Source organism: Acinetobacter sp. YH01006 (assembly GCF_013420445.1).
In the GTDB taxonomy this organism is placed as follows: Bacteria; Pseudomonadota; Gammaproteobacteria; order Pseudomonadales; family Moraxellaceae; genus Acinetobacter; species Acinetobacter pseudolwoffii.
This window is the reverse complement of sequence record NZ_VOYB01000063.1, coordinates 1-2,508: the sequence shown is the minus strand read 5'-3', so window position 1 is coordinate 2,508 and position 2,508 is coordinate 1. Positions and strand designations below refer to the sequence as shown.

The window sequence follows — 2,508 nt, the reverse complement described above, 5'->3', positions numbered from 1 at the left end:
TCCAGCAACAGCATGAAGAGTTGGAAAAACAAAATAAACGTTCCCGTCTCAAGAAAAGTATGCCGAGTCGTAAAGCTCAGAAAGCGGTTATTGAACAAAGAAATTTAAATCCTGTGCTTGACTCTTGTGGTTAAAAACAGGACATTTTAAATGGTTTATCACATAGACATTTTAATTGGTGAATAACACCCAAGGCATGGCTTTTAGTCATGCTTTTTTTATCAAAAGACTATGATGAAAATATAATGCTGTCTGTGCCTGAAATTAAATTAGCAGGGTAGTTCTACTATTTCATTCACATAGAGAACCTAAAAAACTATTGGATAGTAATAGTTTTATTTAACTTTTTTTGATTCCGTATTAGTTCAATCTTCATTAAACCGCTTGGAGCTGTCTTCGCAATTTCAATAAAGCCTTTAACACCTGCTACATCAACTCCATTAATTTTCGTAATAATGTCATTCGGTAGGATATTTGCATAATAAGCAGGAGATTCATTGACGATAAGACCTACTTTAAATCCTGTATTTTGCTCTAAATTTACCTTTTCTTGATTCGTTAGTTCATAAGGATATATACCAGTTCTAGAATGAAATTTAGCTAGGTAAACTGCTGAATAATTAGTGAAACTCACTGTTACAGGAACGTAGTCTGTTTTAGAGCCATAAGTGGTGGTCGTAGAGTTTCCACTTAAAGAACCATAGTAACCAGTGTAATTATTTAGACTGTAATTTGATTGAGTTTGGCTTCTTGTGGTTGTTGGGGATGTAAGTGGTATGACGACTTGGTTTGAACCTACACTCCTACGATTAACTAATACAATCTGAGCACCAACTAATTTTGCATGGTCTTTTAAGCTTTGAAGGTTCTGTGAGCCTGATCTAGCTACAAAACTTGAAGTTCCAATAGTAAGGTAACTTCTTTCAAGATAAGGTGGAGCTTCTTTTGCAAAATCCTGAACTTCAATTATCTCAATATTGGCAGAACTTGGAATGTATGACGGATCACCTGCACCTCCGATGCTTTTATAGTTTTCTGCAAACTGATTAGTTGCACAGCCGCTCACCAATAGCATAGCCAAAATTACGATAATTATTTTCATCCTTGCCCCCTTATATATAAAAATCTAAGCATACATCTTTATTATTCCTCAAGGTGTACCTTTTCCCTTAAACAAGTAACCTATCATTGAACTATAGCTGAATGATAGCGAGCCAAATCGCATACAATATCTATTATTAGACTTAATGTAATAATTAAATGATAGTGTTATCATTAATCTAATAGAATTAAGATTAAATGATAGAAATGAATACACGTATTTATCTACGAGCTTCAACTAAAGATCAAGATGCAGAAAGGGCTTTGCAGATTCTTCAGGATCTAAACCAAAACTTGAATTTTGGAGAAACTATTGTGTACGTGGAAAACTATAGTGGTACGAAGTTAGACCGACCTGAATTGAATAAGCTACTGTCAGAAGCAAATCAAGGTGACACCTTGTTGGTTGAAAGTATTGACCGATTATCACGCCTAACCCAACAGGATTTTCAAGAGCTGAAGCGCAGGATTCAGGAGAAGGGACTTCGATTAATTGTGGCAGATCTTCCTACTACCTACCAAATGATTCAAACCAGTGACAGCATTACTCATTCAATCTTGGAACTCATCAACAATATGTTGATTGATCTCCTGGCAACAATGGCCCGCCTGGACAATGAGAAACGTATAGAACGTATTAAGCAGGGCTTAGCGCGTTCGGGTTACAAGCCAACAGGTAAGAAAGCCAATGAGGCTAAGCACAAACGAATAAAAGAATTGCTAGCAGCTGGCAATATGACTAAGGAAGAAATTGCCAAAGCAGTGAATTGTGGAGTTGCAACTGTTTATCGAGTTGCTAAGGCCATTTAAAAAATGGCTTGTATCAGTGCTACCCTTATGTCATATCTATTTGTAGTGGGAAAAGGCATTCTTAAAGATTAGAAGAAGGTATTAATAATGAGAAAGCATTTGATTTTCCTGGTTTTTATTTTAGCTCTAGTTGTTAAGATCAATAATGATCATAAAAAAGGGCAAGTATTAAATTAAAAGACCGGCCTATTTTCAAGCCGGTCTTTTATATCGTCGAGCATCATGACTTTATCATAGATATATGAATATTAAGATAAATAAAAAGCCCTATAGTCTCTCCCGTTACTATAAGGCTTATAAATCTCTGCAACTTTTTTCTTAACTACCTACTTTTCCGATGTAGGTTGTGAATATATTCTACCTATTGGTAAAATACAAAGCTATAAGACAAAAGATTAATATGCTAGGATGTTATTCACCAATTAAAATGTCTATGCGATAAACCATTTAAAATGTCCTGTTTTTAACTGCAAGAGTCAAGCACAGGATTTAAATTTCTTTGTTCAATAACCGCTTTCTGAGCTTTACGACTCGGCATACTTTTCTTGAGACGGGAACGTTTATTTTGTTTTTCCAACTCTTCATGCTGTTGCTGGA

2 protein-coding genes are annotated in these 2,508 nt (G+C 35.3%); one reads left to right on the top strand and one right to left on the bottom strand.

What is annotated here, in order from left to right:
- Nucleotides 1-316 precede the first annotated feature (316 nt).
- Nucleotides 317-1,102, bottom strand: a complete 786-nt coding sequence (locus FTT73_RS15985; RefSeq protein ID WP_180191660.1) for a PDZ domain-containing protein — start codon at nt 1,100-1,102, stop codon at nt 317-319.
- 197 nt (nt 1,103-1,299) lie between these two features.
- Between FTT73_RS15985 and FTT73_RS15980 the strand changes: the two genes are divergently transcribed.
- Nucleotides 1,300-1,911: a recombinase family protein gene (locus FTT73_RS15980; protein WP_148334749.1), complete on the top strand. Its 612-nt coding sequence runs from the start codon at nt 1,300-1,302 to the stop codon at nt 1,909-1,911.
- Nucleotides 1,912-2,508 lie beyond the last annotated feature (597 nt).

What these genes read in the sequence shown, in the direction of transcription:
- FTT73_RS15985 (WP_180191660.1), bottom strand. Translation starts at nt 1,102, where the DNA reads ATGAAAATAATTATCGTAATTTTGGCTATGCTATTGGTGAGCGGCTGT.
- FTT73_RS15980 (WP_148334749.1), top strand. Translation starts at nt 1,300, where the DNA reads ATGATAGAAATGAATACACGTATTTATCTACGAGCTTCAACTAAAGAT.